This is a genomic window from Pseudorhodoferax aquiterrae, from assembly GCF_014652235.1.
GTDB lineage: Bacteria > Pseudomonadota > Gammaproteobacteria > Burkholderiales > Burkholderiaceae_C > Pseudorhodoferax > Pseudorhodoferax aquiterrae.
The window spans coordinates 375,423-401,548 of sequence record NZ_BMYK01000002.1 but is presented as its reverse complement, the minus strand read 5'-3'; the positions used below and the strand labels follow the sequence as shown (position 1 = coordinate 401,548).

The 26,126-nt window shown below is 66.5% G+C and carries 44 protein-coding genes; 24 read left to right on the top strand and 20 right to left on the bottom strand.

The features are described from left to right. Positions 1 to 5: 5 nt before the first annotated feature. The 19 genes from IE209_RS04555 to IE209_RS04465 all read right to left on the bottom strand — a co-directional run bounded on the left by IE209_RS04555 (position 6) and on the right by IE209_RS04465 (position 10,505). Complete coding sequence (locus IE209_RS04555) at positions 6 to 302, bottom strand: hypothetical protein (RefSeq protein ID WP_189685776.1); 297 nt, start codon at positions 300 to 302, stop codon at positions 6 to 8. Further along, positions 299 to 937, bottom strand: coding sequence for an HNH endonuclease (locus IE209_RS04550; RefSeq protein ID WP_189685775.1), 639 nt, complete (start codon positions 935 to 937; stop codon positions 299 to 301). The genes IE209_RS04555 and IE209_RS04550 overlap by 4 nt, the downstream gene beginning before the upstream one ends. After that, on the bottom strand, positions 934 to 1,488 hold the full coding sequence (locus IE209_RS04545) for a hypothetical protein (protein ID WP_189685774.1): 555 nt from the start codon (positions 1,486 to 1,488) through the stop codon (positions 934 to 936). The genes IE209_RS04550 and IE209_RS04545 overlap by 4 nt, the downstream gene beginning before the upstream one ends. After that, positions 1,488 to 1,631 carry a hypothetical protein gene (locus IE209_RS04540; protein ID WP_189685773.1) on the bottom strand — a complete coding sequence of 48 codons (144 nt, stop codon included), beginning with the start codon at positions 1,629 to 1,631 and terminating at the stop codon, positions 1,488 to 1,490. Before IE209_RS04540 ends, IE209_RS04545 begins: the two co-directional genes overlap by 1 nt. Next, entirely contained in the window at positions 1,624 to 2,301 is a 678-nt protein-coding gene (locus IE209_RS04535) for a hypothetical protein (protein ID WP_189685772.1), read from the bottom strand. The genes IE209_RS04540 and IE209_RS04535 overlap by 8 nt, the downstream gene beginning before the upstream one ends. Beyond that, complete coding sequence (locus IE209_RS04530; RefSeq protein WP_189685771.1) at positions 2,298 to 2,564, bottom strand: hypothetical protein; 267 nt, start codon at positions 2,562 to 2,564, stop codon at positions 2,298 to 2,300. The genes IE209_RS04535 and IE209_RS04530 overlap by 4 nt, the downstream gene beginning before the upstream one ends. Before the next feature lie 2 nt (positions 2,565 to 2,566). Then, entirely contained in the window at positions 2,567 to 3,169 is a 603-nt protein-coding gene (ssb, locus tag IE209_RS04525; RefSeq protein ID WP_189685770.1) for a single-stranded DNA-binding protein, read from the bottom strand. Positions 3,170 to 3,177: 8 nt separating this feature from the next. After that, positions 3,178 to 3,831, bottom strand: a complete 654-nt coding sequence (locus IE209_RS04520; RefSeq protein ID WP_229882684.1) for a lambda exonuclease family protein — start codon at positions 3,829 to 3,831, stop codon at positions 3,178 to 3,180. Beyond that, a complete protein-coding gene (locus tag IE209_RS04515) occupies positions 3,828 to 4,568 on the bottom strand; it encodes an ERF family protein (RefSeq protein WP_189685769.1) in 741 nt (246 codons plus the stop codon). The genes IE209_RS04520 and IE209_RS04515 overlap by 4 nt, the downstream gene beginning before the upstream one ends. 8 nt (positions 4,569 to 4,576) lie before the next feature. Beyond that, positions 4,577 to 5,647, bottom strand: a complete 1,071-nt coding sequence (locus IE209_RS04510; RefSeq protein ID WP_189685768.1) for a hypothetical protein — start codon at positions 5,645 to 5,647, stop codon at positions 4,577 to 4,579. A gap of 7 nt (positions 5,648 to 5,654) precedes the next feature. Continuing rightward, complete coding sequence (locus IE209_RS04505) at positions 5,655 to 5,870, bottom strand: hypothetical protein (RefSeq protein WP_189685767.1); 216 nt, start codon at positions 5,868 to 5,870, stop codon at positions 5,655 to 5,657. After that, positions 5,867 to 6,076, bottom strand: coding sequence for a hypothetical protein (locus IE209_RS04500; RefSeq protein ID WP_189685766.1), 210 nt, complete (start codon positions 6,074 to 6,076; stop codon positions 5,867 to 5,869). Before IE209_RS04500 ends, IE209_RS04505 begins: the two co-directional genes overlap by 4 nt. Beyond that, positions 6,073 to 6,375 carry a hypothetical protein gene (locus IE209_RS04495; protein WP_189685765.1) on the bottom strand — a complete coding sequence of 101 codons (303 nt, stop codon included), beginning with the start codon at positions 6,373 to 6,375 and terminating at the stop codon, positions 6,073 to 6,075. The genes IE209_RS04500 and IE209_RS04495 overlap by 4 nt, the downstream gene beginning before the upstream one ends. After that, positions 6,372 to 6,629, bottom strand: a complete 258-nt coding sequence (locus IE209_RS04490) for a hypothetical protein (RefSeq protein WP_189685764.1) — start codon at positions 6,627 to 6,629, stop codon at positions 6,372 to 6,374. The genes IE209_RS04495 and IE209_RS04490 overlap by 4 nt, the downstream gene beginning before the upstream one ends. Next, positions 6,629 to 6,874, bottom strand: coding sequence for a hypothetical protein (locus IE209_RS04485; RefSeq protein WP_189685763.1), 246 nt, complete (start codon positions 6,872 to 6,874; stop codon positions 6,629 to 6,631). Before IE209_RS04485 ends, IE209_RS04490 begins: the two co-directional genes overlap by 1 nt. A 486-nt stretch (positions 6,875 to 7,360) precedes the next feature. After that, positions 7,361 to 7,546 carry a hypothetical protein gene (locus IE209_RS04480; RefSeq protein ID WP_189685762.1) on the bottom strand — a complete coding sequence of 62 codons (186 nt, stop codon included), beginning with the start codon at positions 7,544 to 7,546 and terminating at the stop codon, positions 7,361 to 7,363. Positions 7,547 to 7,726: 180 nt separating this feature from the next. After that, complete coding sequence (locus tag IE209_RS04475) at positions 7,727 to 8,026, bottom strand: hypothetical protein (RefSeq protein WP_189685761.1); 300 nt, start codon at positions 8,024 to 8,026, stop codon at positions 7,727 to 7,729. 516 nt (positions 8,027 to 8,542) lie between these two features. Continuing rightward, complete coding sequence (locus IE209_RS04470; protein ID WP_189685760.1) at positions 8,543 to 9,127, bottom strand: PEP-CTERM sorting domain-containing protein; 585 nt, start codon at positions 9,125 to 9,127, stop codon at positions 8,543 to 8,545. 703 nt (positions 9,128 to 9,830) lie between these two features. Then, positions 9,831 to 10,505 (bottom strand): hypothetical protein, encoded by a 675-nt coding sequence (locus IE209_RS04465; protein ID WP_189685759.1) that lies wholly within the window; start codon positions 10,503 to 10,505, stop codon positions 9,831 to 9,833. An 84-nt stretch (positions 10,506 to 10,589) separates the two neighbouring features. Between IE209_RS04465 and IE209_RS04460 the strand changes: the two genes are divergently transcribed. From IE209_RS04460 to IE209_RS04390, 15 genes are all read left to right on the top strand, one after another. After that, entirely contained in the window at positions 10,590 to 10,859 is a 270-nt protein-coding gene (locus tag IE209_RS04460; protein ID WP_189685758.1) for a hypothetical protein, read from the top strand. Between the two features lie 186 nt (positions 10,860 to 11,045). After that, positions 11,046 to 11,234: a hypothetical protein gene (locus IE209_RS04455; RefSeq protein WP_189685757.1), complete on the top strand. Its 189-nt coding sequence runs from the start codon at positions 11,046 to 11,048 to the stop codon at positions 11,232 to 11,234. Positions 11,235 to 11,258: 24 nt separating this feature from the next. Then, on the top strand, positions 11,259 to 11,522 hold the full coding sequence (locus tag IE209_RS04450; protein WP_189685756.1) for a hypothetical protein: 264 nt from the start codon (positions 11,259 to 11,261) through the stop codon (positions 11,520 to 11,522). Continuing rightward, a complete protein-coding gene (locus IE209_RS04445; RefSeq protein WP_189685755.1) occupies positions 11,519 to 11,719 on the top strand; it encodes a hypothetical protein in 201 nt (66 codons plus the stop codon). Before IE209_RS04450 ends, IE209_RS04445 begins: the two co-directional genes overlap by 4 nt. Before the next feature lie 276 nt (positions 11,720 to 11,995). Then, complete coding sequence (locus tag IE209_RS04440) at positions 11,996 to 12,268, top strand: hypothetical protein (RefSeq protein WP_189685754.1); 273 nt, start codon at positions 11,996 to 11,998, stop codon at positions 12,266 to 12,268. Continuing rightward, positions 12,265 to 12,573 carry a hypothetical protein gene (locus tag IE209_RS04435; RefSeq protein ID WP_189685753.1) on the top strand — a complete coding sequence of 103 codons (309 nt, stop codon included), beginning with the start codon at positions 12,265 to 12,267 and terminating at the stop codon, positions 12,571 to 12,573. The genes IE209_RS04440 and IE209_RS04435 overlap by 4 nt, the downstream gene beginning before the upstream one ends. Then, positions 12,573 to 13,439: a DUF1376 domain-containing protein gene (locus tag IE209_RS04430; protein WP_189685752.1), complete on the top strand. Its 867-nt coding sequence runs from the start codon at positions 12,573 to 12,575 to the stop codon at positions 13,437 to 13,439. Before IE209_RS04435 ends, IE209_RS04430 begins: the two co-directional genes overlap by 1 nt. Position 13,440: 1 nt before the next feature. Then, entirely contained in the window at positions 13,441 to 14,088 is a 648-nt protein-coding gene (locus tag IE209_RS04425) for a DUF6475 domain-containing protein (RefSeq protein WP_189685751.1), read from the top strand. After that, positions 14,085 to 14,615, top strand: a complete 531-nt coding sequence (locus tag IE209_RS04420; RefSeq protein ID WP_189685750.1) for a hypothetical protein — start codon at positions 14,085 to 14,087, stop codon at positions 14,613 to 14,615. The genes IE209_RS04425 and IE209_RS04420 overlap by 4 nt, the downstream gene beginning before the upstream one ends. Beyond that, positions 14,612 to 14,830 (top strand): hypothetical protein, encoded by a 219-nt coding sequence (locus tag IE209_RS04415; RefSeq protein WP_189685749.1) that lies wholly within the window; start codon positions 14,612 to 14,614, stop codon positions 14,828 to 14,830. Before IE209_RS04420 ends, IE209_RS04415 begins: the two co-directional genes overlap by 4 nt. Beyond that, positions 14,827 to 15,165, top strand: coding sequence for a hypothetical protein (locus tag IE209_RS04410; RefSeq protein ID WP_189685748.1), 339 nt, complete (start codon positions 14,827 to 14,829; stop codon positions 15,163 to 15,165). The genes IE209_RS04415 and IE209_RS04410 overlap by 4 nt, the downstream gene beginning before the upstream one ends. Then, the gene (locus IE209_RS04405) at positions 15,165 to 15,377 is read left to right on the top strand and encodes a hypothetical protein (protein ID WP_189685747.1); all 213 of its coding nucleotides are present in this window, start codon (positions 15,165 to 15,167) and stop codon (positions 15,375 to 15,377) included. Before IE209_RS04410 ends, IE209_RS04405 begins: the two co-directional genes overlap by 1 nt. Further along, positions 15,374 to 15,691, top strand: a complete 318-nt coding sequence (locus IE209_RS04400) for a DUF4406 domain-containing protein (RefSeq protein ID WP_189685746.1) — start codon at positions 15,374 to 15,376, stop codon at positions 15,689 to 15,691. The genes IE209_RS04405 and IE209_RS04400 overlap by 4 nt, the downstream gene beginning before the upstream one ends. Positions 15,692 to 15,717: 26 nt before the next feature. Further along, entirely contained in the window at positions 15,718 to 16,155 is a 438-nt protein-coding gene (locus IE209_RS04395; protein ID WP_229882683.1) for a recombination protein NinB, read from the top strand. Then, complete coding sequence (locus IE209_RS04390; protein ID WP_189685744.1) at positions 16,155 to 16,631, top strand: hypothetical protein; 477 nt, start codon at positions 16,155 to 16,157, stop codon at positions 16,629 to 16,631. The genes IE209_RS04395 and IE209_RS04390 overlap by 1 nt, the downstream gene beginning before the upstream one ends. 474 nt (positions 16,632 to 17,105) lie before the next feature. On the opposite strand, the gene IE209_RS04385 is transcribed toward IE209_RS04390, so the two are convergent. Beyond that, positions 17,106 to 17,879, bottom strand: a complete 774-nt coding sequence (locus IE209_RS04385; RefSeq protein WP_189685743.1) for a PilN family protein — start codon at positions 17,877 to 17,879, stop codon at positions 17,106 to 17,108. 330 nt (positions 17,880 to 18,209) lie between these two features. Between IE209_RS04385 and IE209_RS04380 the strand changes: the two genes are divergently transcribed. The 9 genes from IE209_RS04380 (at position 18,210) to IE209_RS04340 (ending at position 26,123) form a co-directional block, all read left to right on the top strand. Next, entirely contained in the window at positions 18,210 to 18,935 is a 726-nt protein-coding gene (locus IE209_RS04380; protein ID WP_189685742.1) for a terminase small subunit, read from the top strand. A 1-nt stretch (position 18,936) separates the two neighbouring features. Further along, entirely contained in the window at positions 18,937 to 20,487 is a 1,551-nt protein-coding gene (locus tag IE209_RS04375) for a terminase (RefSeq protein ID WP_189685741.1), read from the top strand. Further along, on the top strand, positions 20,484 to 21,137 hold the full coding sequence (locus IE209_RS33735) for a Gp49 family protein (protein WP_229882682.1): 654 nt from the start codon (positions 20,484 to 20,486) through the stop codon (positions 21,135 to 21,137). The genes IE209_RS04375 and IE209_RS33735 overlap by 4 nt, the downstream gene beginning before the upstream one ends. Continuing rightward, positions 21,134 to 21,373 (top strand): eukaryotic translation initiation factor 4E family protein, encoded by a 240-nt coding sequence (locus IE209_RS04365; protein WP_189685740.1) that lies wholly within the window; start codon positions 21,134 to 21,136, stop codon positions 21,371 to 21,373. The genes IE209_RS33735 and IE209_RS04365 overlap by 4 nt, the downstream gene beginning before the upstream one ends. Next, entirely contained in the window at positions 21,370 to 21,852 is a 483-nt protein-coding gene (locus IE209_RS04360) for a hypothetical protein (RefSeq protein WP_189685739.1), read from the top strand. Before IE209_RS04365 ends, IE209_RS04360 begins: the two co-directional genes overlap by 4 nt. Continuing rightward, positions 21,852 to 24,146, top strand: coding sequence for a portal protein (locus IE209_RS04355; RefSeq protein ID WP_229882681.1), 2,295 nt, complete (start codon positions 21,852 to 21,854; stop codon positions 24,144 to 24,146). Before IE209_RS04360 ends, IE209_RS04355 begins: the two co-directional genes overlap by 1 nt. Further along, a complete protein-coding gene (locus IE209_RS04350; RefSeq protein ID WP_189685738.1) occupies positions 24,143 to 25,156 on the top strand; it encodes a hypothetical protein in 1,014 nt (337 codons plus the stop codon). The genes IE209_RS04355 and IE209_RS04350 overlap by 4 nt, the downstream gene beginning before the upstream one ends. Further along, a complete protein-coding gene (locus IE209_RS04345) occupies positions 25,153 to 25,353 on the top strand; it encodes a hypothetical protein (RefSeq protein ID WP_189685737.1) in 201 nt (66 codons plus the stop codon). The genes IE209_RS04350 and IE209_RS04345 overlap by 4 nt, the downstream gene beginning before the upstream one ends. 101 nt (positions 25,354 to 25,454) lie before the next feature. After that, positions 25,455 to 26,123 carry an HNH endonuclease gene (locus IE209_RS04340; protein ID WP_189685736.1) on the top strand — a complete coding sequence of 223 codons (669 nt, stop codon included), beginning with the start codon at positions 25,455 to 25,457 and terminating at the stop codon, positions 26,121 to 26,123. Positions 26,124 to 26,126 lie beyond the last annotated feature (3 nt).

The window sequence follows — 26,126 nt, the reverse complement described above, 5'->3', positions numbered from 1 at the left end:
GTGGCTCAGCCCTGCAGGCGGTGCCGGGTGATGCTGCTGATGCCATTGGGGAGGTCGTCGGTCTGCGTCGTGAGGTAGGGCGCGTCGGGCGGAACTTCCAGGAATGGCGTGCTGGCCTGGCCGGTCTTCTGCAGGTATTCGACCTCGACCTTGGCGCTGTTGACGATGACCTGCGCCACGTCGCTGATGCCCTTGGCCCGGTCGAGCTCCAGCTTGACGGCGTCGGCGCCTTCGGCCTTGCGCAGGGCGGCCAGCTGGTCGATCAGGTGCTGGCGGACGGTGCTGATGTGGTTGGCGCTCATGGTTGCTCCAGTGCGCGGGTGCGCGAGTTGATCTGTCGGGTGAGGGCGCCGCGCAGCTGCGACAGGCGCGCAATCTCGGGCGGGTAGTTGGCGTGCACGCTGTTGCGCTTCATGAGTTCCGCGCGGTTGAGCAGCACCAGGCCCCGGCCTGCCGCGCTCTGTCGCACCAAGAAGTGCCCGGCCGGGATGGGCCCATGGACGGCCTCCCAATCGAGCTCATCGACTCGGCGCCAATCGACCCGACGATTGCCGGTGTCGGAGACCTTCCGAATGAGAAGGCCTTCCTTGTTGTACGACTCGGAGCCAACTGGCCTCCAGGTCTGCGGCTTGTTGCCAGGAACGAAGCGCGTTGCGCTCGTTCCGGTGCTGCCCTTTACGCCACGATTCCAGCCAGCGGTTGACGATGTGAGCCGGGCTGCAATGCAGTTCGGATGCGTTCTGGCCCGCTCGCACTGCCGAGCGCGTTCAGCATCCATGAAGGCGGCACTCTTGCGGATTCCCAGCTCTCGCGCCTTCAACTGCACAGCCTTCGTTGTGCGCCCGATCTGTCGGGCCACCGTCTCGGCCAGCAGATCGGGGTAGAGGTCGCGCAGCAGGCGCAGCTCGCGCTCGGTCCAGAACTTGCGCGCGGTCATCGACGTTCCTCCGCTGGGGGTGGGAATGCCGCGGCGCGTGCGGCGGCCAGGGCCTCGACCAGCTGCCGCGCGGACTGCCGGGCGTCCATCAGCGGGTGGTGCGCCGGCATCTCGTCAGGCAGGCGGGCCGTGGTGGCCAGCGCATCGCGGCCGCAGGCCAGCAGGATGGACGCCAGGTCGTGCAACGGGTAGGGGCCTTGCCACTCGCGCTCAGCGTGGTTGAGGCGCACACAAGCCGCCAGGAAGTTGGCCTCCACGGGCCATGCGCAGTCGGCCACCAGCACCGCGCCCTGGTCGGCCCAGCGCCGCCACTCGTGCCAGAACGCGTTGCGCAAGTGCTGAGGCGTCGGGCTGGTTGGTTTCAGAAACGGCACGTTCAACAAGACCCAGCGCCGGCTCTCGGCGGTGCCATTGCACAGGTTCGGGTCGCAGGCCAGGCAGCCCTCGTCTAGCCGGTAGCCGACACGGTTGACGACGACCCAGGCGACAGCGAAGCCATCGCCATGCAGCCCGATGGACTCCACGTCGAAGACCATGAACAGTTCGGGCATCATGCACCTCCCTTGGCGCGGCGGTTCTGGGCGCCGTCTTTCAGGATCTCGGTGTAGATCTTGATCGACAGGGCCAGCACGCCGACGTTGATGGCCAGAATGGCCAGGTTGAGTCCGAGCGCCAGCAGTTCGTGGTCAGCCATGTGTACCTCCCACGGGTGGGACTGCGAGGACGGCCTGGTGATAGTGCGTGAGCGCCGCGTACAGAGCCGGCTTCAGGTCGTTCCAGATCGGCCCTGGGAGATCGTGTGGCATCGCCTCCGCGAACTTCCAGCATGCGTCATTGACGATGTTGGACCCGACCTCGGGCATGCCGATGTCGGCCGGCGCAGCAGCAGCTCCGGGGGCGCCGAAGCTGTAGACCGGCTCAACGCTCGCACCGCCGATCTCGAACTGGGTGAACCAGGCCTTCTCACGCTCCAGATCTGCCTCGATCTCCTCCATGATCTTGGGCAGGTCGGGCGCGTTGTCGTCGCTGAGCCACTCGCGGACGATGAAGCGGCGGACGCCGGCCATGTCGCGGACGACCTCGGCACAGGGCAGTTCGGTTTCTCCCCAGGCCTTGCAGAGGTAGCCGTCGAAGGGGGCGGACGGATTCCCACCCGCTTCCTCAACGGGCGCCAGCGCCGGCGCGGCCAACTCTGTGTCGATCTCCTTGATCAGGCCCAGCACGGCAGCGACGTGAAAGTCCGCTGCAGTCCGATCTTCGGCTTCGTTCCAAGAGGCGGCCGCCAACGGCAGGTGCTGGCGGGCGCGCGTCAGCAGGTCGATGCGCGTGTCGGTCTTCGCGACCGCGGTGATCTCGGTGCTCATGCTCGTGTTTCCATGGACTTGCTGGCTGCTGCCAGGCTTGCGATGTAGGGGGCGATGCAGGGCTGCAGCACGGTGCGAGCCTTGCCCGGGATCGGGGCGATCCGCGGTGGAACCTTGGCGCGGCGCGCTGCCGTTGACATGGCGCCGGTCGCAGCGCCCAGGGCGCTACGGCACTCCCAGGCGCCGCAGATCTTGGCGCGCAGCCGCTTGGGAGTGAACGGCCGCTGGCACATGGCGCAGGGCTGATCGGGGTAGGTGGCCATGCTCAGACGGCGAGGTGCAGGCCGCGGCGGGCGAGGGGGTCTGCGAACGGGATGTCGTCGTCCATGTCGTCGAAGCCGCTGGAGCCGCCCTGACGCGGTGCCGGCGCTGGCGCCGCGCGACGCGGTGGAGGGGCCGTCCGGCCGCCGCCGTTGCCGCGCTGCTCCTGCCGCGAATCGCCGCGGTTGTCGTTGCGCTGCTGGTGCCGCTGCGTTCCGCGGTCGTCGTAGCCGTCGTCCCGGCCGCGCTGCTCGCGCTGGTCGCCGCCGTCCTGGCGCTGGCCGAGCATCTGCATGGAGTCGGCGCGAATCTCGGTGCTGTACCGGTCCTGCCCGTCCTTGTCCTGCCACTTGCGGGTGCGCAGTGCGCCCTCGATGTAGACCTGGGCACCCTTGCGCAGGTACTGGTCGGCGATCTCGGCCAGGCGGTCGTGGAAGACCACGCTGTGCCACTCGGTGTGCTCGCGCATCTCGCCGCTCTGCTTGTCCTTCCAGCGGTCGGTGGTGGCGATTCGGATGTTGCAGACGTGACCGCCGCTGGGGAAGGTGCGGGTCTCGGGATCGCGGCCGAGGTTGCCGACGATGATGACTTTGTTGACGGATGCCATGGGGCTCCTTATGCGGCCGCGGCGGCCTGTTGATCGTTGGCGGCCAGGGCGGCGCGCAGGGTGGCTTCGGCCTTGTCGACCAGGCGCATGAAGGCGACCATGTCGTTCTCCAGCGATTCGATGGCGGCTTCATCGCGTTCGATGCGATGGATGACGAGGTGCGCGAAGTCGGGCGTCCACAGACACAGGTCGACCCACTTGCGGCCCAGCAGCCACAGATAGCCCATGCACTGGTCCATATAGGCCGACAGGTCTTGATCAGCGACGGCCGTGAAGAGCGTGTCGCTCGAGACCATGGTCTTGATCTCCAGCACGCCGTCGTCGTCGATGAGTCCGTCCGGCGACAGGCCGAAGCGCCGGTCCTCGGTCGTGAAGAACCCAACCTCCTCGACCAGGTTGCCGGTGCGGGCTTCGTACAGCCGGCGGGCGATCGGCTCCTGCTCGGTGCCGGTCTTCATCGCCGCGTTCTGAAACTTGGCCGGAACCACGCCGCCGCAGCGCTCGCGCGCGGTGTCGTGGGCGTAGGAGAGGGCGGCCTGGGCCGGCGCACCGCTCTTGAGCTTGGCGCGCGCGTCCTTGAAGCGGCTGCCGGTGACGACGCCGCGCCGGGCTTCCAGCCATTCGGGCGAGCCCTGGGCGTGGGTGTGGTGGATCATGGTCATGCTTGCTTATCCTTTGCGGCGTCCGCTTCCTTCGCGGCCTTCTTGAGGGCGTAGCTCTCGGGGTCCAGGGCTTGGCGCTGCTGCTCAGTCAGGCCCTTGATGTGTTTGGCCAGGGCCGCCCAGCCTTTCGCGGCGGCCTCGCGCGCAGGAGCCAGCAACTCCAGCGGAACAGGAGCTGGCGGCGCCTCGCCGTCCGTGTCGTCGCCGCCCTCAGCCACCCCGCAGATGGCCTTGAGCGTGTAGCGCTCCAGGTAGCTCTTGGTACTGGCCCGCGCCTGCAGTGGGTTCTTGGCGCCGCCGGCGTCGGGCGGTCCGCCCATGCTGACGACTTCTGCGTGGCCACTGATGTGCTTCAGCGTGCACGTCACTTCCAGCCAGTCCTTCTCATCCCGGGTCAGCTTCCATGAGGCGCTGAGACCGTGGCGGGACAGGGCCGGCGTGACGGCATCGACGACATCGTGCAGCTCGGCGTAGGCGCGGCCTTTCAGCGGGCCGTCCGTGACGGTGCGGCCCTTGAAGATCCTCACGGCCTCGGCTTTGAATGCCGCGAACGCCGCGTTGTAGGCCTTCTCGCTCTCCCGCTTCTCCCACTCGATCTGCATGCCCATCATGCGTTCGATCTGGTCGAGCGACATGCCGGCCTGCTGCGCGGCGAGGAAGCGCCCGAAGGGCGACGTGTCGATGGGCTGCGATTGCGCCGCGACGGCGCGGGCCTCTTGTTGAACGATGGCGTTCATGGCGGTCCTCAGTAGGTGATGGAGATGGCGGGGATCGAGCGCTTGGCGATCAGCGTGATCGCGGTGCGCGCGCATTCCTCGGACAGGCCGCCTTTGACGAATGCGTCGAGCGCGGCGCGGTTGATTTGGGCCTTGTGGGTGCGGTCGGCTTCGCGGCGGCGGGCGGCTTCTTCTTCCTCAGCCTTCGCTGCGGCAGCGCGGCGGCGCTCCTCCTCGACGGCCTGCTGGGCGCGGCGTTCGGTCTCGGCCTTGGCTTCCTGCAGGCGCTGCAGGGTTTCGGCCTTCTCGCGCTCAGCCTTCTCGTGGGCCAGGCGCAGCTCCAACTCGCGGCGTTCGGCCGCTGCGGCGGCCTCGGCTTCGCGGCGGGTCGCGGCATCGCGCTCGGCCTGGGCCTTTTCGGCCGCTTCTCGCTGGGCGCGCTCGGCAGCCTCGCGGGCGATGCGCTCCTCGCGATCCTTCTGCTCGCGCGCCGCGGCTTCTTGGCGCAACCGGGTGAGCTCAGCCTGCTCGTTCTCGTGTTTGACGCGGGCGGCCAGCGCCGTGCGCAGCGCAGTGATCGCGCGGTCCTTGACCATCGCGACCTCGGCTGTGAACTCCTCGTACTTCTCGTCGACGACGATCTCTTCGACCTCAGCCAGCCGGTGGGCCAGCATGTCGCTGTCGAAGCCGTCGAGGTCGCGGCCGGCGTTCTGAATCTCGGCGATGCGGTCGCGGTGCCGCTGCTGGCGGGCCTCCTCGGCCTTCTCCCAGTCGGTCAGAGGCTGGCGGATCTCATCCTTCCAGAGGTCCAGCAGGTCGCGCATGCGCTTGCGCTCGGCATCGACCAAGGCTGGCTCCTTCTTCATTTCGGCCACCAAGTCTTTGCCCAGGTTGTCCAGCGCCGTCTTGCCCTTGGCGACCTTGTAGGCCATCGAGGCGATGGCATCGCGGCCCTTCTTGGTGGACACGTCGCCCTCGAACTTGTCCAGCTCGGCGCGGATGTGCGCGAGGTAGGGGTCCAGGCCCTTCGCGGTGGTGAAAACCTGCCGCACCGATTCCAAGGGCGGCAGGACGGCAAGGTCTGTGGTTTCTTTGGCCATGGTGCGCTCAGAAGAAGAGGTTGGCGAACAGGTACGGGTTGCGGGCGATGAACACGACCAGGGCGATCAGCAGGCCGACCAGCGCAGCGAATGCGAAGATCAGCACCGCGTCGTCGACCTTGTCGAACTGCTTGACTGGCGGAAGCTCGGGGATCTGGCAGGCCTCGGGGCAAGGACAGGGGCGCTTGCCCGACCCGCAGGCGTTGGCGGTGCAGGCGTTCATACCCACCCCGCCACGGCAGCTGCGATGACGCCGGCCAGCACGACCAGGCAGAACGCTGTGATGGCCTTGTCCTGGCGGCACATGCGCGCGCAGCCCGGGTCGATGAGTGCGCGCTGCAGCTGCAGCTCGGTGTCGCTCTGCTGGGTGCGGGCGGGCGGCGCGTAGAAGCGGCCGATCTGCACTTTGCCGGTGTTGTAGGGCGTCATGCCTGTGCTCCTGCTGCGGCCAGCTGCTTGGCGTAGTCGCGGTACTGGTCCGCGAAGGCCATGGACAACTTGGCGCTGTTGATGGGGTCTGCGCGCAGCCAGGCTTCAGCCAGGCGCGAGATGAAGCTGCCGCCGCGTCGGCGCATGAAGTCCAGGACGCGCGGGTCGGCGCCGATGGGCTCGCGACTGGCGAACTGCTCAGCCGTGAACTCGGCAGCGCGCTGTTCCATCAGGTTGCGGCGCTGCAGCTCGATGAACGTAATCTGCGGCGCGGTCAAAGGGCGGGGCAGGGTGCTCATGACAGGAGCTCCTGCACTCTGGCCAGGCATGTGATCGCGCGGATGCGTGCTACTGCCTGGCCCCCTTCGAAGACGATCGAGCCCGGCACGCCGGCGTTGACCGCTCGCTTGAGGTTGGCCACAGTCAGCTCGAGCTCCCGCAGGTGGTCGGCCATCGTGAAGCCATCTGCATCAATGCGAGGCCCGGCTTCGTGCTTGGCCTGGGCGCGGCGCATGGCGTTGAGCGCCCTGAAGTCGTCGGTGTAGCGACTCATCACTCGGCTCCTTCTGCGGTCTGCTCGACCGTGCAGCGCTGGACCCAGCCGCCACGGTCGAAGCGGTTGAGCCAGGCGACGAGGCGGGCGTGCAGCTTCCACCGGTACGGGCCCAGCGTGAAGATGTTCTGCACCCGCTCCTCGGTGCGCTGGCCTGCTGGTGTTTTCTCGGTTCGGCGCAAGCTGCGCACGGCCACCACGCGGTAGCGGCTCGGCCCGCGCAAAGCAGTGCTCTTGTTGTCCAAGGCTGCCTCCTGTGTTCTGGGTGAGCGGCGCGCGGCCGCAAAAAAGCCCGCGCGTGGCGGGCCTGGTGAAGGTGTTCGGTTCTGGCTGCTGGCCGCCAGAAAGCAGATCACTATCTGCGCCGCTACCGGCATCCAAGTGCCCCCGCCGCAGGGGTGAAAGGCGCGCCCATTTGCCCCTGGGCGCGGCCGGCTTGGTCCGGCCTAGCGGGGTGTTCAGAAACCGCAGCCCTGCACGCAAGGCTGTGGATTTCGTTCTGGCTCTTCCCGGTCGAGCCGGCTCCAGAACTCACGACGCCCCATCCTCTGCGGTGCAGGGGCAGCACCTTCATGGCTCCACAGGATCAGCGCCTACCGCGCAATTGCGCCTCGGCTCCCCCTTCCCATCTTTTCGACGCCGGTTGACCATCTGGCCGGTTCGCTGCGGTGTGCGCTGCGATGGGTCCTACGATACCCATAGGTATCTTGTTTGTAAATACCCAAAGGTATTTATTTGCATATTTTTTTTTCCAGCGCCGGCGTTGCTTTGCTCCTTTGGTCTTCGGCGCAGGCAACGGCCCGGCGCGAATGGCCGAGATGCGCGGAGTAGGGCGGGTTCAGGCCAGGTTGCTGCACGCCGAGGTGGTCAGGGTCAGCAATGGCTGCTTGTTGCTGCAAGGCCAGGAGGATGGGCACGCCCAGGCCTGGCTGTGCGCTCAGGACGAGCGGGCAGGGGATGCGGCGCTACGGAAGATCAGGCCGCCTACGGCTGCCGACTTCCCTTTTGGGGGGCTGGAAGAAGACGATCACCCGCTGGACCGGCTCGCCGAATGAGCAAAGCCGCCCTGAGGCGGCTTGGCGTTAGATGGCCCGAGCCTACTTGCTTGGCGTCTGCGTTGGAACAACGGGCGCAGGCGCGGCCGGCAAGTTGATGATGACTGGAGCCTGCTGGGCTGGCGTGGCGGCCGGCACCTTCGGAACTGCGTTGTTCAACACAAATGTCATGACAGTGATGAAGACCGCCATTCCCGCGACTGCACTGCCGACGATCCACTTCGTCATCTCGCTGAACCCCTTGTGCATGTCGGTCTTGAGCTCGGCAAGATCGCTCTTGGTAGCCAAGTTTGGCACCAAGGTGTCTAGTCGAGCTTCCAATGCCGAGACGCGGGGTTCCATGGGTTCATTATGGGGGCTAAACACGCCAGGACCAGGGGGAGGGCCTGGAGGTGGGGCGTTGTGGCCGCCGCCCGGGACGAAAAGCGGAATCCTGCCTTCCCCACGGAGTGTGTTGTTTTTCGCGGCGATCGCTTCGTCCATGTCGGGCCAACCGGCTGGCGGCGAGGCGCTACTCGTCCCGGGCATGCTTGTTACCTGTGACGTTCGGATGCGGGGACCGGATGAAGTCGAAGGCGGCTTGAACGAATGGCGCCCCAAGCGAGTTCAGAACTCTCATCATCTCAAGAGTGCGTCCGGCAGGACCGTCGAATTGAAAGCCAACGCCGTCGAGCGTGCAACTTTCGAACGAGGGAAGTTCGCCGCCGGCATAGACCAAAGGCGTGTTCTTGAAGGTGCATCGGAGGTAGTGCCTCCCGTCGATCCATTCCGGCCTTGAATCGAAGGATTGGCCTTCTATCAGCACTGCCATTTCACGCGCAAATGGCTGCAGGAAGACGTGACGTCGGGGCCGTGCATTTATCTCTCGTCCTTGCGCCGGCGCACCCAGAGCAGTCCAGCCAGGCCAGCACCAATAAGGCCGACGGGGGAGGGTTCGGGGACGCTCTGGTGCGCAGCAGTGACTTGGACCGCCGAAAAGATCGGGTTGTGGCTGCCGCCATACACCACGTACTGGATGCCAGGCATGTAGGTATACGCGGAAAATTTGCGGTCCCAGCTGTCGTAGATGGAATCGAATGGCCCCGTCTGCCCGATGCCCGGCCCCCAGACCGATACGGAAAGCGAGCAGTCGTTGGTCGAATCTGTCCCGGAGACGTGAAATGAGTCGTCCGTAGTCGACATGGTCGCGTAGCCTGACCCCTCGCACCCCCCGATTCCGCGGGCCCCCCACCTGAAGGTGGCTCCCACATTTGACATTCCTATCGTGCTGCCTGGGTCGGTCTGTTTCAGGTATTGCGTATCGATGCCGATCCAAGCATGAAATGGTGTCAAGCGATCTTCATAGTCCAATGCGAACCCTGTGATGTTCCATGCCACGTATGCGGCTTGCGCGCTAACACACCACGCCGCGATCCCCAGTACTGCGCCAACTCTCTTCTTCATGCTGATTTCCTTTCATGCCGGCGTCACAGCCCGCCGGGGTGGCGGGCAAGTGTGTTGCGGAATGTAAGAAGAGCGGGAGATGATCTTCCACCAAATGGTGGACGAAAGGGCTACATCCCTGGCCGGGCTATCGGCTGCGGCAGGTCGTGAGCGTGCCCACCATGTTGCAAGTCGTCGAAATCGGCGTAGGCGTCACGACCACAGGCAGCGGAGGCGGCACATACGGTTGACCAATGAACGCAAACTGCGGCATCACCCCATCGGATGGTCCGCACAGGTACGTCATGTAGTACCAGGTAATTGGCCCGGGCAACACGTCTGCAATGGCGCCGCCGGACCGGCTCGCGCTCGAGATGACTCGATAGGAGCCGTCGCCGGGACAACTCGTAGCGGCTGCTGAGAGGCATTTGGCCGAGTCCGCGTTGCACTTGACGGTGTTCAGGCGCCTGCCGTCTGGAGCAGTGAGTTGGCTGACACTTGCCGTCGTGCATGCGCACAAAGCAAGCGCCGCGGCCGCAATTGAAAAGGCCCTCATGGAGCAGACTCGCACAAGCTGATCACACTGAGCAGCGCGGGTACGAGGCCATTCTTTGGCTCCCTCCCGTACCGTCCGGCGCTTGCACAGGCGTTCGCGCCGGTCCGATCCAGCGTCATGTACATGAGGCCATCCAGTTCCCCTGCCCGCGCTCTGAGAAGAAGGCGCTCAAGCTTTGCCACTACGTCGAGCTGGTCGGCCTTCCTCGAAGGCGCCAGCGTCAGAATCTGTCCCATGATTCTTTCCCTCAGCGTCTGATTCGCGAGGGATGGTATCCAAATGTTTCTGGATATCGAGTCGCCTTTCGTACGGCTCAAGCGGCAAGGCGGCGGCCGGTGCGCGATAGTTGTCCGAAAGCAACGGCAGTAATTGACGAAAGTCAAGCTTTTGCAGTCCTTCCGCGTCGCTCAACATCACACGGAGCAGCGTCCGCAAGACGGAGCGTTGCTCGACGTTCAGGCTCTGAGCCAATTCGCCCACCAATTGGCCCACATCCTCAACATATGCAGCGACGTATTCACTTGACAGCCGTTTGGGTCTCGCCCTTGCGGCGTCCGACAAGTTGCGAGCAGGTGCCGGCCCGTCCGTTTGCACGCCAATGGCCGCGGCTGCCTCATCCTCGCTCATCTCCCAAAAGCCGCGCGGGAGATTGAACGCGCGAATGCAGACCGCCTGGAGATCCGGGCCGATCCCCTTGGCTCCGGCCTTGGAGCGTGGATAAAACAGGCGACGAACGTACGAGGCGTCCTTATCGATGAGCTCGGCCAAGCGCGCCGAGTTGTTGCCGCTGAACGTCTTACGAAGAAGCAGCAGTAGCGCCTGATAGCGCTCGTAGGTTTCCATGCCGGCATGGTGCCGAGGCGCTACCTGCAGGTAAACGACCTGTAGGTATTGACGAGAAAGATACCTGCGGGTATCGTCTCGGCTATGGACACCCTCAAAAGCCGAATCCTGGCGATGACGCCAGCTGAGAAGGACGCCCTGGCGGCATCTGCGGGCACCACTCGCGGGCTGCTCAACCAGATCATCTACGGCGGAAAGCACATTGAGCTTGGTCTGGCTGACTGCTTCGTAGCGCTGCTGCCTGGCTTGCGGATCGATGACATGCCGTTGACCGAGCGCGCGCGGCGCCAGGCCAACGTTCGGGCTCCAAAAAAGCGGCGGTCTTCCGCCAGCGAAACCCACGCCCAGGCCTGACCGATGGTCATCGCTGCCTTGCTCGGCGCCGCGCAGACCCTCGCAGCCCTCCTGGGCTGGTTCTGCGCTACCAGCGGACGCCCAGTCCGCGCCGGCCTGCTGTTCCTTGTTCTTGTGGCGCTCGCAGCCCTCTGACAGCCAAGCCGGCAGCCAGCCCGCCACATGCCTGAACCCTGTCCCATCGACATGCACATCCGCCCCCTGACCCAACTATCCCTGGCCGAGGTCGACGACCTCGCGCGCGCAGCCGCTGACCGCGGCGAGCCGCACTACAGCGCCAATCCATACCCCGCCGGCACCGCGCAGCACGAGCGCTACTTGCGGGCCTACACCGACCGTCAAGCCGACTTGCAGATCGACACGGCGGCCGCCTGATTCCAGCCCAGCACGGGAGCACCCATGTTCAACAACTTCACCAGCTTCGCCCGCGGAATCTTCGGGGGCAAGAAGAGCGCCAAGATGGAGGCGCGCGTCACCGAGGAGCTCAAGGAGGGCGCGCTGCGCCGCCGCCTGCACTACGGCTTCCGCAGTGAAAGCGAGTACCTCGAGCACCTGGTCACCGTGGACGTTCTTGGCAAAGAGCATGTCCGCATGATCAACGAACGACGCTTGGAAATGGTCGGGCAGGTGTCTGACAACGTCCAGACGGGCGGTGCCCTGTGAGCGCGTCGCAGTACCTCTACAAGCGCTTCGAGTTCCCCTGGAATGGCAAGACCGTCGAGGTCCGCCGCATCACGGACGGACTGCGGCCCGAGGCCGTGGTGCGTGAGGTCAACCAGGACAACGAGCTGAGCCCGGGCGAGTACAACTTGCGGCTCGAGTTCCTGCTGCAGCGGGCGAGGGCGGTGCGCCATGTCTGAGCACGCATTCGCCATCCCCGCGACATGGGACGACGGCACCCGTCGTTCCGCACATCCCGTGTTCCGCTGGGCCTACTTGGTCCCGTCCGGCCGCACGAGCACGCCGCCGCGCAAGCGTGGGCCGCGCGCGCAGCCCAAGACGATCTCGCTTCCTGGGACGCTGGCCCTGGACGCCGCTGGCCGGCGCACCGTTTCCCTTACCCCCAACGAGCGCGCCATGTCGGTGTCGCGCGCGACGCCTTCCGTCTTCCGCGCACCAACGACTGAGGAGACCGTATGAACTCCGACCTGTTCGGCTACACCCCCCCCCTGACGCCTTTCAAAGACATCCGGAACCAGCGGGATTCCGTTGCCGAGGAGAAGGCAGTCCTGTGTGCGCGTCTCAACGCAATGCTGCGCCGCGCTCCGCGATCCATCGCCTCAGCCTCCGTGCAGGCCACTCGAAACTGGCAGGCTGCCCACAAGACGGCGAAGAAGGTACTCGAGGACAAGCGCGCCAGCGTTCAACAACTCGCGTCGGCCATCAACAGCATGGAGCGGTTTGAGTGAACACCGCCCACCTCGTCCGCGCCACGGACCCGCTGTCGTCCATCCTGGCGGCAGAGCGCGCGCCTGAGTTCGCACCGAACCAGTACCAGCGGATCCTCGCCGCCATCAAGGTAGTCACGGCAAAGCAACTGGGCGCGAACGCCGCCGAGATCGGTGAGGTTGCCGGTCTGACTGTGGTGCAGGTCGACCGCCGCACTCACGAGCTGCAGAAGGCCGGGCACATCACGGTGCTGCAGTACGAAGGTGGCGACCTCATGCGCAACCGCATGCGCTGCTGGGCGCTGGCGCCGCGGAAGGATTCGTAGTGTCCGCCCAACTCCCCGAGCCGCTGACCCCGGCCGACTGCGACCTGCGCGACTTCCCGCACACGCCGCTCTTCCGTGCGCGCCTGTTCGGCTCGTCCTTCCACGCGCAGGCCTCCGACAGCGAATGGCGCGCGGGCGTGACGCTGTGGCTCAAGTCCTGGGACCAAGTGCCCGCGGGCAGCCTGCCGGACAACGAGATCGAACTCTGCCGCCTGGCGGAGCTGGCGCGCGACCTGAAGGCCTGGAAGAAGCTGCGCGACGGCGCGCTGCGCGGCTGGGTCCTGTGCACTGACGGCCGGCTCTACCACCCGGTCGTTGCCGAAGGTGTGAACACGGCCATCGAGGCCAAGATCAAGCAGCGTCTCAAGACGGCAAAAGCGCGCATCGCAGCGCTCGAGAAGCATCTCGCACAAGCTCAGTCGGACGACGACAAGGCGCGCATCACAGACGAGATCAGGAAGCTCCAACAGATGCTGTCACAGGGTCTGTCACAGACCGTGAGACAGGGTCCAAGAGAAGGAGAAGGGAAGGAGAAGGGATTAGATACAGGAGCTAACGCTCCTGGCGGCAAGCCGCCGATGTCCCCCGACGAGATCATCTTCGGCTACGGGCTGTCGATGCTGGTGAACGCCGGCACCCCCGACAAAAACGCCCGCTCGTTCCTCGGCGGGCTCCGCAAAGCGCATGGCGATGCCGCCCTGATCGACAAGCTGCGCGAATGCGCCAAGACCAAGGCCCTGCAGCCGCTGGAGTGGCTAGCTGCTGCGCTGCCGCCGGCCGGCATGAAGGCCGCGCCCAACAAGCAGGAGGCGCTCGAGCAGCGCAACCGCACCGTGGCCGACGCGTGGGCGGCCGAAGGAGCCTGAGATGAAGACGACCGAGCGACCGGCTTTCGCCCAACTGCTGACCGACGTGCTGGCCTACTACCGCCAGGACGCCAGCCGCTTCGTGCTGGACCTGTGGTGGAACGCCTGCGAGGCGTTCGACCTGGACCAGATCCGCAAGGCGATTCAGGCCCATGCGACGGACCCCGAGCACGGCAAGTTCGCCCCGAAGGTCTCCGACGTGGTGCGCGTGCTGCAGGGCACCGCCACCGACCGTGCTGCGCTGGCATGGGGCAAGACGCTGGAGGCGATGCAGACCGTTGGTTCCTACACCGATGTGGTCTTCGACGATCCGGCGATCCATGCGGCCGTGGAAGACCTGGGCGGCTGGGTCAAGCTGTGCCGCTGCGACCTCAAGGAGCTGGGCTTCATGCAGCACCGCTTCACCGAAGCGCACCGGGCCTACGTCGGCCGGGGCCGCTTCGAGTACCCGCGTCGCCTGGTCGGTGATCGCTCGCCCGATCTCGAGTACGAGAAGCGCGGCCTCCCAGCACCGAAGCCGGCGTTGATCGGCGACGCGGATCGCTGCGCGGCGGTCTACCAAGGCGGTAACGCCGGGGGCAAGACGGCCATCACGTTCAAGTCCGTGGCGCAGCTGGCCGTGCGCCGGCCGATGGAGCTGCCGGCATGAAGACCATCGAGGAAGTCCGCCAGCGCTGCGTCGTCGGCGATGGCCACTGGCTGTGGCGTGGCGCCACCGGTCCACGCGGCCGGGCCAAACTCTATGCCCCGGACTACACGGTTGCCAACGGCGAGATGCGTGTCCAGTCCGGCATGCGCGCCGTCGTGCACATGCAGACCGGACGGGCCATCGCGCCCGGCGTCCGCGTCTGGGTCACCTGCAGCGAGCCGGCCTGCCTGAACCCTGCTCACATTCGCACCGGTACATCGGTCGAGCACGGCGCCTGGGTGCGCGACACGGGCTCCCGCAAGGGCAAGCTGAGCTACGTCCTGGCCAACCGTGCGATCTGGCGCCGTCGGTCAAGGCTGACCGCCGAAACACTGCTGGCAGTTCAGCAGGCCGAGGGGCCGTACCGAGATATTGCGGCGGCGCACGGGATCGGAACGTCGACGGTGTGCAGGGTCAAGCGTGGCGAACTCAAGTCCTTCGCGGCGCTCGGTATGTTCTCCGGCCTGATCTCCGCGAGCAGCCGATGAGCGCGCCTACCGACGACGAGCGCTTGATGCTCGACCACCTGTGCGCCAACTTTCGCGGCGGCTGCGACGTGGCCGAAATACGCCGCCAGGCGCGCTGGTACGCTGAGACCGACGAGTCCCGCTACGCCCGCCTGCCCGAGCTGCTGGACGCCGCGCTGGCCGAGGCGCGGACGAAGAAGGCCACACAGCAAGCCGAGGAAGGAGCGCCCGCATGATCCGCGTCTCCATCCCGCTGCGCACCGGTGCCGGCCTGAATGGCCGCGAGCACTGGCGTACGCGCGCCAAGCGTGTGAAGGGCGAGCGCACCACCACCGCCTGGGCCATGCGCCCGCACGCCGCCCCGGCCGGCGCCGTCACGGTCCTGCTGCGCCGCGTGTCGCCCGGCACGCGCCCCATGGACGACGACAACCTGCCCGGCAGCCTCAAGGCGGTACGGGACCAGGTGGCCGCCTGGCTCGGCCGTGACGACGCCGACCCGTCGATCGTTTGGAAGTACGCGCAACGGCGCGGGGCGCCCAAGGAATGGGCCGTTGAACTGGAGGTGGCTTGATGCGCTGTGCACTCTGCGGCCGTTGCCTGGACAAGGCGGCCATGTTCATCGGCCAGCTGCCCGTCGGCCCGACCTGCGCGCGCCGCCACGGCCTCATGGCCAAGGCCCGCAAGCGATTCGGCTCCCTGTGGGTCAACAGCCAGCACGTACCCAGGGCCGGCCGGCCGAGGCCGGACACCCAGACGCTGGACCTTTTCGAGGCGGCCGCATGAAGCGGGTCTACATCGCCGGGCCGATGTCCGGCCATCCCGAGATGAATTTTCCGGCCTTCCATGCCGAGGCGGCCCGCCTGCGCGCGCTGGGTTTCGACGTGGTCAACCCGGCCGAGATCAAGGCCGAGCCGGCTGGCTGCTGGCACGCGGCCATGCGCGCCGACATCGCCCAGCTGGTGACCTGCGATGGCGTCGCCACCCTCCCTGGCTGGCAGCGCTCCCGCGGCGCATCGATCGAGGTCGGGCTGGCCTACGGGCTGGAGATGCCTGTGCACGAGGCGGCGGCGCTGCGCGCACTGCCGGAGGCAGCATGAAGCAAACTATCACCCTGGCCGAGCCTGTGCAAGCGCACAAGGCGCTGGCCGCGCTCTGGCGCGAGATCAAGGAAGACATCGCCGCCGGCCGTCGCAAGCTGCTCACGGTCAAGGACGAGACGCGGCGCGACGGCCAGAACGCTCACTTCCACGCGCTCATCGCCGACATCTCGAAGCACATCGGTGGCGAGCTGGCCGACGAGGACGACGCCAAGCGCATTCTGCTGAGCGCTTTCCGGATCGACACCCTCAACGATCCCGACTTCGCGGACGAGTGGCGCAAGCTGGGCGACCTGCGCATCGGGCGCGGGCTGCGCGGCGAAACGGTGCTGCTCGGCAACCAGACCCGCAACCTGAGCGTACGCCTGGCCTCCGGCTTCATCGAGTGGCTCAACGCCTTCGGCATCGACCACGGCGTGCGCTTTAAGGCGCCGAAGTCCTGGCAGGGGATGGAGGCGCGCTGATGCTCCGCTCGTTCAACCCCAAGCGCCAGGCCGACCGCGCCCGCCAAGTGGCCGAGCGGCGCATCGCCGAGAAGGCAGCCCGCCGCGGCGCGCTCCTGGCCACGCAGGGCAGGGCGGCCAGCATGGGCCCGGCCGACCTCGCGCCGGCGCCGAAGGCCGAGATCGTGCGCAGCGAAGCCTACCGGCGTGTCGTGGCGCTGCTGCCCTGCCGTTGCTGCGGGATCGCCGGCTACAGCCAGGCCGCGCATGGCTCGCAGGGCAAGGGCATGGCCCTCAAGGCATCAGACCTGGAGCTGTTCCCGCTCTGCTCAGACCGCCCGGACAAGCGCGGATGCCACTCCATGCTGGACCAGGGGGCGCTGTACCCCAAGGAAGTGCGCCGCACCCTCGAGACCGCCTGGGCGCGCGACACGCAGCGCCAGATCCTGACCCTCGGCCTGTGGCCGAAAGACCTTCCTGTGCCGGAGATTCCGTGACAGATTCGAGAGCAGACTTCATCCAGAGGGCCGGCGCGGACCTGGCACGGCAGAGTGACGCCAAGATCCTCGCGGCCATCGAGGAGAGGATCGGCCCGGTTGCGCGTATAGAGGACCTGGAGGGGCGGCTGACCCGTCTATGTTCCGCGGTCACGACGTGGTACTTGGACGGTGAACCGATTCTGGATGTATGGCCTGTCGAGGTGGTGCAGGAGGGGATGCGGTGGACGGCGCTGCAGCGGACCCGTTCCTACCCTGTCAGCGGGGCGTCCTGATGCGCACCCTCGGCGACCTCGCCTGGAAAGGCGTCTGCATCTTCACCGACCCATCCGGCCGCAAGCACGTCATCCCGAAGCGCTATCACGCCCTGGTGGTGACCTGGCACGGCCGGCCAGACCTACGGGTGCACAGTCAGGCAGAGTTGGCCGCGGAATACATGCAGTGGCGCGTAGCGAGGGCAAATGGAATGCGCGCTCAGGGTGCCGCCGCCGGCCTGTCTCTGTCAGGATAGGTAATGGCGTCGGTTATGACGCGCACGGGAATTTCCGCAGACTCCCATCCATGATCGCCCTGGCGCAGTAGGTTGTAGACCTGGTGCTCAATTTCATTCCGGGATGTCGTGCACTGTATATAAATCGAATGCGGGATTGGATTTTCCCCAATCTCTATCACGCCATTCCATCCATCTTCCGCATGCTGATCGAGCTGCACTGGAATGAGGATGTTCTCGCGCTGAAACTTCAATTGGGCTGATACGCCGCGGCATCTGGACCCGTGGCTGCTGATATTTATGAGCCACATGAGGCGCTCGGGGTCAAACTCATCCTCTGCCACGTTTTCGATGGCGACTCTTACGCGGAGGATGGGGCGCGCCAGCCGGCGAAGATCTTCGAGCGCTGCTCGACGCGCCTGCGCATCCGATTCGATCTGCAGGTTCGCTGTTCTGACCATGTTCCGCTGTTCTTCGACCGACGCCTTGAGTTCGGCGGCCTGGAGGCGTAGCGCCTCTGTGTTCTGTTGCAGCTCTTCGCCTTGCTGCATGTACCCCAGCACCAACCAAAGGAGGGCGACTGGCCCGAAGGCGCCCGCCAAGAAGTCCCCGAACGCGTTAGGCTCAAGGGCCGCCATCTTGTCGAGGTTGAAGACCATGTACAGCACGATCATCCCGACCCAGGCAACCGTGAAGGCGATCCCGACGCCGAAGCGGCCGTCCTTGGGCAGGGTAGGTGATTCCTGTTTCTTGTCCATCCGAAAAGCATAGCGTCCAGGAATCTGCACCCCTATTGCATTGCGATCGAGCATCCGCAGAATCGCTGACGGTGCTGAAGGTGCGACGGGTTGGCGCCGTCGTGTGCATGCATCCATCTCCTAAGGTCCAAGAAGCCACTGCCCCATGTGAGCCAGCAGCACCGCCGGCCCGCCCTTCGCAAGATCGGCGGGCCTTTCTCTTTCAGGCGCGCACCCCCCTTGCGCAACCGCCCCAAATAAATTTCCATACGCGCCGTTCCGCAGTTGTCTCCTCCCGTGCGTGTCATCCGCGCACTTTGCCCGCCGGCCTAGCGCTGGCGGGCCCTTTCATTGCCGCGCAAGAGCCCGTCGCCCGCTGAAAACGCCACCAAGGCCACGAAGCCCAGCGCCAAGCCGACTCCGAAGAAGCCCGCCGCGAAGAAGGCGGTAGCGCCCAAGAAGACCCCGCAGCCCAAGCCAGAGCCCGCAAAGCGCGGGGGGTGGCGCGCAGCACCGGTCGAGCCCGAGCAAGACCTCTCCCCAAGCGCGCAGCGATTCGTCGATGAGTACCTGATCGATCTGAACGCGACGCAGGCCTACTTGCGCGCGAATCCGGGCGTGTCGCTCTCCACGGCCAGTGCCGAGGGCTGCAGGCTCACAGGAAATCCCAAGGTTGCCGCCCTCATCGCGCAGAGGAAACATGAGCGGGCCGAGCGCGTCGGCGTCGATGCGCATCGCGTGCTCAAGGAGGTGGCCAGGCTCGCGCTGTTCGATCCGCGCAAGCTGTTCGACGCGGACGGCGTGCCGCTCCCGATCCATCAGCTCGACGACGACACCGCTGCAGCGCTCGCTGGCCTCGACGTGCAGGAGGTCCGGCTTGGCACAGGCGAGGGCGCCGAGCGCGCGGTCGTCAAGAAGTACAAGCTGGCCGACAAGGGCGCGAACCTGGACCGGCTGATGAAGCACCTGGGCCTGTTCGAGCGGGACAACGCCCAAAAGGTCGATCCCATCGCGCAGCTGCTGGCCGGCATGGGCCGCTCCAGTGTTCCCGTCGTGAAGGAGCCTGGGCATGAGTAGCGTGTCGGTGCACTACGACATGGTGCCGACAAACCCGGACGAGTTGGCCATGTGCCTGGCCGATCCGATGTGGCGCCTGTGCTCCGGCTACCTCTACAAGATCATGCTGAAGTCGGACGTGGGCGATGGCACGACGGTGCCGTTCCGCCCGAACCGCGCTCAGCGCCGGCTGCTGTCGCGCCTCTGGCACCGCAACATCATCCTGAAGGCCCGCCAGCTCGGGTTCACCACGCTGGTGGCCATCCTGTTCCTGGATCACGCGCTGTTCAACGCGGACCAGCGCTGCGGGATCATCGCCCAGGACCGCGAGGCCGCCGAGGCCATCTTCCGCGACAAGGTGAAGCTGGCGTACCAGAACCTGCCGCCCGAGATCCGCGACGCGCGCCCACTGGCAAGGGATAGCGCGGCAGAGTTGCTGTTCTCGAACAACTCCAGCATCCGCGTCGCCACGAGCATGCGGTCGGGCACGATCCACCGCCTGCACGTCTCAGAGTTCGGGAAGATCTGCGCCAAGTTCCCGGACAAGGCCAAAGAAGTCATCACCGGGTCGCTGCCGGCTGTGCCGCTGGACGGGATCGCCATCATCGAATCCACGGCCGAGGGACGCGAGGGCGACTTCTTCAAGCTTTCCCAGCGTGCCCAGGCGTTGCACGAGTCGGGCAAGGAGCTGACGCCGCGCGACTACCGGTTCCACTTCTTCCCGTGGTGGCAGGAGCCCGGCTACCGCATGGAGGGCGCCAACGTCCTCATCACCGAAGCCGACCGCGAGTACTTCGCCGAGGTCGAGGCCGTGATGAAGATCACCCTGGACCAGGCCCAGCGCAATTGGTACGTCGCCACCCGCGATGCCGACTTCTCCGGCGAGGAGGAGAGCATGTGGCAGGAGTACCCGAGCACGCCCGACGAGGCGTTCCAGGTCTCCACGCAGGGCACCTACTACGCCAAGCAATTCACTGCCGCGCGCAAGCAGCGCCGGATCACGCGCGTGCCGTACCAGGAAGGCGTGCCGGTGAACACCTTCTGGGACATCGGCAGCAGCGACGGCACCGCGATCTGGCTGCACCAGCGCGTTGGCCTGGAAAACCGCTTCATCGGGTTCATCGAAGGCTGGGGTGAGTCCTACAGCCACTACGTCGCGGAACTCCAGAAGCGCGGCTATGTCTGGGGCACGCACTACCTGCCGCACGACGCTGCGCACCAGCGCCAGCAGGGCCAGAAGGTCGCCGCCCCCATTGAGGAGCTCGAAGCGCTCAAGCTGGGCGGCCGCTGGGAGATCGTGCCCGTCGTGGACGACATCAACCACGGCATCCAGAAGACCCGAGCCGCATTCAGCAGCTCCTGGTTCGACGAAGAGAACTGCAAGGCCGGCTTGGCCCACCTCGCCGCGTACCGCAAGAAGTGGAACGAGAGCCAAGGCTGCTGGAGCCAGCAGCCGCTCCACAACGAGCACAGCGAAGCCGCCGACGCCTTCCGGCAGTACGGCCAGGGCTACGTCGCCCCGAAATCCCAAACCGCGCGCACGTCGCGCACAACCTCGTGGAGGACCGCGTGAAATCCGAGATCACCATCAAGTTCACCGTCGATGCGACGGAGCCGAAGGCGCGTGAGGCCGCCATTGACTGGGCGCTTCGCTCCCTGCGTGGTAGCGCATTCGAGGCATTCGAGACGCCCGGCAGCAAGCCCTTTCGCGGTCATGTGGCCGGGGACACGCAGGACGCAAAGGTCGCGACCTACGAGGGGGAAATCGAGGTGCGCGACCTGGACGCCGAGGCCATCCGCCAGGCCGCAGGCGTCCCGTTGGAGAACCTGGGACGGCCCGTCGCCGAGGCCGATATCGTCGCGGCCGGCGCCGCAGTCGCGCCGCGCGTGAACGAGGAGCGGCTGGCCAGCGTCATCGCCAGCGAGCACTACTTCACCGCATGGGAAGGCGCTCAACTGGCCTACTGGGGCGACAGCGACCCGGCCAACCCGAAGCCTGCGGAGGGCCAGCCCGACAAAGACGGCCCGCTCGGCCTCCTGACCTTCTGCGTCCTGGTCCTGCGCAACGGCTTCACCGTCACCGGCGAGTCCGCCTGCGCATCTCCCGAGAACTTCAACGCCGAGATCGGCCGGCGCATCGCCCGCGAGAACGCCGTCGCGAAGATCTGGCCCCTCGAAGGCTACCTCCTGCGCCAGCGCCTGCACGAGGGGGCCAAGTCGTGAAAGGCGGCCGCGTCTTCAAGCTTCGCATCGAGGTCGATGTGCACGGCGTCTCTGACCAGTCCGTCGTCGCCCCCGACGTCAACGATGCGTTGGCCGAGTTGGTCAACCGGCTGGACTTCAAGAGCGGGAGCATTCCCAACGGTCGGGCGATCACGCACAGCCACGACTTCGCCGCTCGCGTGGTGACGGTCGACGTCTTTCACATGGTCTCCGAACCCTCCAGGCACGACCAATGACATCCATCCTCGGCCCCAGCGGCACCCCCATGGTCGAGCTCGGCGGCGAGCGCGCCTGGCGCCAGCGCGTCATTGGCGACGTCGTCTGCTCCTACCAGTGGCTCGACCTGCGCGCCTCGGGCGACCACACCGCCGACGGCGAGCCCGAGCCCTGCATGGTCCTGTTCCCGGCCTTCCGCCGCATGGAAACAGGCGCCTACACGATCCCGCAGCGCAACGCATACGCCTACGTCGACAACAAGGGCAACCCCACGCCCCAGCTGCTCAAGTCCTCGGCCCTGGCCGCCGAGACGCTGGGCTTCGACATGAATGACCGCTCGGCCATCAGCCGCATGCTGGACGTGATCTGCGAGGGCATTCCCGACCTCATCGACATGCCCAGCGAGCAGCCCAGCGCGCTTGAAGTGCGCAAGCACCGGCTCGGCGTCGAGGTCACGGCGCGCGCGGCCGGGCGCGATCTGCACAGCGAGGTGATCTGATGTTCGAAGTCCGCGACCGGCTGCTGGCCGACCATCCCAACGACCCGAACCGGCCATCCCCGGAAGCGCTCAACGCGCCCGAGAAGGCCGGGGAGGCCAGCGAAGGGGAACTGGTCCGCCACCGCCACTCCACGCTGATGAGCCTGCTGGAGTACGAGGCAGAGCGCCAGGCCGAAGAGCGGCTGCAGATGCAGATCGACGAGGACTACTACGACCACCTGCAGTGGCGTCCCGAGGACGCACGCATCTTGATGGAGCGCGGGCAGGCGCCGCTGGTCTTCAACGAGTCCAGGCAGACCATCGACTGGATCGCCGGCACCGAGAAGCGCATGCGCAAGGACTACAAGATCCTGCCGCGTGAGCCCGACGACGAGCAGGGCGCCGAGCTCAAGACCAAGCTGGTGAAGTACACCGACGATGTCAACCTCACGCAGTGGCACCGCTCCAAGGCCTTCAAGCAGGCGGCCACGGCCGGCCTGTCCTGGCTGGAGGAGGGCGTCAACCGCGACCCCGAGCAGGAGATCATCTACTCGGGCATGGAGGACTGGCGCAACGTCTACCGCGACAGCCACAGCCGGAACATCGACTACAACGTCGATGCGCGCTACCTGTTCCGTCGCCGGGTGATCGACCTGGACTACGCGACGATGCTGCTGCCCGACAGCGCTGCGCACCTGCGCAACATGGCGGGCCGGCACGAGGACCAGGATCTCGGCGACGACATCTGGTATCTCGGCGAGAAGCTGACTGGGGCCAGCGAGACGGAATGGACCAGCGCGCACAGCGTCTTCGGCGCGCGGGCGGCGTACATGAGCCGCGAGGGCTACCGGGACAACAGCACGCGCCGCAGCGTCGAGCTGAACGAGTGCTGGTACAAGGTGCCCGAGCGCGTGCCAGTCTACGCCGAGGGCCCACTGGCCGGCCGTGTGGTGAACCCGGCCGACCCGATGCAGGCCCAGCTCGCGGGGGCAGGCCTGCGCACCTACGAGGCCGTCAAGTTTCGCATGCGCCTCATGATCGCCACGCGGGAGGCGCCGTGCCTGGACATGGCCAGCCCGATGCGACATGGCCGGTTCCTGCTGGTGCCGATCTTCGGCTACCGCCGGGCCCGCGACGGCCTGGCCTACGGCGCGATGCGCGGTATGCGGGACATCCAGGACGACCTCAACAAGCGCCGCAGCAAGGCGCTGTACGCGCTGAGCGTGAACCGCATCGTGATGGACGAGGGCGCGGTCGACGATCCCGAGGAGACGCGCCAGGAGGCTGCCCGCCCCGATGGGATCATCATCAAGAAGGCCAACAAGGCGCTGACCTTCGAGAAGAACATGGCCGACTTCCAGGCCAACGCCGAGCTTGCCGCGCAAGACAGCCAGCTGCTTCGCAACGCCGGCGGCGTCACGAACGAGAACCTGGGCCGAGACACCTCGGCCCAGAGCGGCAAGGCCATCGGCCTCAAGCAGGACCAGGGCAGCCTCACCACCTCGGAACTGTTCGACAACCTGCTGCTCGCCATCCGCCAGGCCGGCCGCCTGCGCTTGTCGCACATCGAGCAATTCTGGACCGAGCAGAAGGCCATCCGCATCGCTGGTGAACGCAAGCCCATCGAGTGGCTGGAGATCAACAAGCTCGACCCGGCAACCGGCGCCATCATCAACGACATCACCGCGCGCGAGGCCGACTTCATCGTCGACACGCAGGACTACCGGGCGAGCCTGGCCCAGGCTGCGCTCGACAACATGTTCGAGTTGCTGGGCAAGATTGCGACCTTCGCGCCGCAGGTGGTCGTGTCGGTCCTGGACCTGGTCGTCGAGACGGCCGAGCTCAAGGACAAGGAGGAGTGGGTCGCCCGCATCCGCAAGCTCAACGGCCAGCGCGATCCCAGCAAGCCGCCGACGCCAGAGGAGCAGCAGGCCGAGCAAGCCGCCGCTGCCAAGCAGCTGGAGCAGGAGCAGATCGTGACCGGGACCGCCAAGGCGAACCTGGAGAAGCTGCAGGCCGACATCGCGATGACCAAGGCCAAGATGGCAGAGATGGATGTCGGCGCGGTGCTCAAGCGCTGCGAGACGCTGCTGCAGGCCATGCAGGCCGCCCAAATCGTGGCCATGAACCCCGGCGTCGCGCCGGCTGCCGACGAGATCGCCAAGTCCTCCGGCTTCGTCGACATGCACGAAGGCGACGTGCCTGTGGTTGATCCGCAGGGCCCCGCCGAGCCGCCGCTGCCCGCCATCCCCGAATCCCCGCAACCCGAGCCCGTCGAGGCCGCACCCTTCCCAACCCTGGAGAACAATCGATGACGATTTCCGAAGAACACCTGCGCGGCCTGAGCGCCGTGGAGCGCGAGGCCCTGCTGGCGGCCGACGAGAACGACGAGGATCTGGTGCGCGAACTGGGCACGGGCGGTGGCGAGCCAGAAGTCGCACCGGCCCCTGCGCCAGCGCCTGCCGCCGCGCCGGCCGCGACCGACGACCCCGATGAAGAGGCCGATCCTCCCGCTGCTGCACCTGCTTCAGCTGCAGAGCCTGCGCCAGCCGAGCCGCCGGCCGCGGCACCCGCACCCGAGCAGGCGCCCGCGCCCGCGCCGGCTCAGCCGGAGCCGGATGACGAGCCGATCCCAGCTCCGCAGCCGCAGCGTTCCACCCCCGACGACGTCGCCGACCAGCGCAAAGCCCTGCGCGCCGAGAAGTCGGGCGCCATGTCGAAGCTGCTGGCCGGCGAGATCACGCAGGAGGAGTACCAAGCCGTCGAGGACCGCGTGCAAGACGCGCTCGACGGGCTTGTGCGGGCCGAGGCCAGCGATCAGGCGCGCGACCAGATGCGCATGGATTCGATGATCGGGGACTACAACAAGGAGCTCCGCACCGCGCAGCGCGGCCTGGCGTCGGCCGGCCTGGACCTCAAGGCCAACGACGGCGCCATCCAGGCCGAGTTCGACCGGGCAATCCGCATGTTCGCTGGCGAGGCTGGTGCGCGCGGCCTGTCCGACCGTCCGGGCGACCTGGCTGCGTCGCGCGAGGCACTGAAGGAAGCGAGCGAGTACGTGCTGCGTCGACACGGCAAGACCGCTGCTGCTCCGGCCGCCGTGCTTGCGCCCGCAACTCCGCCTGCCTCTGCTCCCGCAGCGCAGACAAAGCCGCGCGCGCCCGTCGACCGCTCCACGCTGCCGCCCACCCTGGCCAGTGTTCCGGTTGCCGCGGACGCCACGATCAGCAACGAGTTCGCCCACCTGGAGAACCTGGACGGCGCCGAGCTTGAGCGCGCGCTGGCACGCCTCACACCAGACCAACAGGAGCGCTACCTGGCATGACCACGCTGCACCGGCACATCGCCATCGGCGAACAGCTGTCGTTCGACGGTGGCCGCATCGTCGTGACGATGCAGAACCGCACCGGCCGCAGCGCCTCGCTGCGCGTGGACATGCACGATGACGTGCGCGTCGACAAGCCCGAGGCGCCGAAGCCGCCACCGCAATCACACAGGGGTGTTGCATTCGCGAAAGCGTGATGCACGATTGAACAGTCCGGCTAGCTTTAGCGGGCGAACGGCGTCCATCCAGCGCCTGCCGGACACCTTCATCACTGGATGCAGCATCGAGAGGGATCTTGGTGGCCAGCAAATACACGGAAGAAGAGCGAAAGCAGCGCGCGCTTGCCGCGTCTGCGCGTTACCGCGAGCGGAACCGGGAGAAGGACCGCGCAAGGGCGGCGGCTTACCGCGCAGCCAACCCTGAGAAGATCAAGGCGTACCGTCAATCGGAGGCCGGGAAGGCCTCGCATGCCAGAACGGTCGCGAAGAATGCGCAGCACTACAAGGAAATGAGCGCGCGCTGGGAAGCGGAGAACCGCGAGCGGCGCAGAGAACGTCGCAAAGCCCTGTACGCGGAGAACCCGCTGCCCCACAGGCAGAAGGCGCTGAAGTACCTGAATCAGCCTGGCGTGCGAGAGAAAGTGGCAGCCCGCGCGAAAGCAGCGAAGTCGCGTCCCGAAGAGCGAGAGCGCATCAGCTTCAACAAGCAGAATCGCCGAAAACTTGTGGCTGGAGGCAAGCTGTCGCGCGGCATCACTGCCAAGCTGATGGCGTTGCAAAGGGAGTGCTGTGCGGGTTGCCGCGGGTCGCTCAAGGAGCTTGGCCACCATCTAGACCACATCGAACCTCTGGCCCGCGGCGGCCTGCACGAGGACGCGAACATGCAGTTGCTGTGTCCGCCGTGCAATCGCTTCAAGAATGCGAAGGATCCGATCGCCTGGGCGCAAAGCCTTGGCCGACTGTTGTAGCAC